Below are 518 nucleotides of genomic sequence, written 5' to 3' on the forward strand. Positions count from 1 at the left end.
CTTCTTCTGTTTCCGGAACGACCTCCGGGATCACTACTGGTTTTCCGCCCTCGATTGCAACGAACGTTAAAAAGGAAATCGCTGCGACTGTCGTTTCACCTGTCAGCAGGACTTCAGAAGTGACTTTGACACCGACTTCCATGGAGCTGCGGCCGGTGTATGTGACAATTGCTTCGAGTGTCACGGCGTCGCCGACTTTGATCGGTTGTAAGAAGTCGACTGAATCCGTGGAAGCTGTGACAACCGGTTTGCGTGCGTGGCGGGTGGCAGCGATGGAAGCGACGTCGTCAATATATGCCATCAGTTTTCCGCCGAACAAGGTACCGTGATGGTTCGTGTCCGGCGGAAGAACATGCGTGGTTTTACTTGTTTTAGTTTCTTTCATGAATTTCTGCTCTCTCAATTCTTTCACCTTCCGTCCAAAATAATAAACGTACACTACCTTTTACTATTCACCAAAGATGCAAATTAGAAACACAAAGAGAAATATTTCTCTTGGAAGGGCGTGTATTCTTTAA

1 protein-coding gene is annotated in these 518 nt (G+C 47.3%); it reads right to left on the bottom strand.

The window, feature by feature from the left end:
• Positions 1 to 385, bottom strand: a 385-nt coding sequence (locus HP456_RS24785) for an acyl-CoA thioesterase (protein WP_246289431.1), incomplete at its 3' end; no start/stop codon positions are given.
• Positions 386 to 518 lie beyond the last annotated feature (133 nt).

The organism is Bacillus haikouensis, from assembly GCF_013179555.1.
Classification (GTDB): domain Bacteria; phylum Bacillota; class Bacilli; order Bacillales; family Bacillaceae_B; genus Rossellomorea; species Rossellomorea haikouensis_A.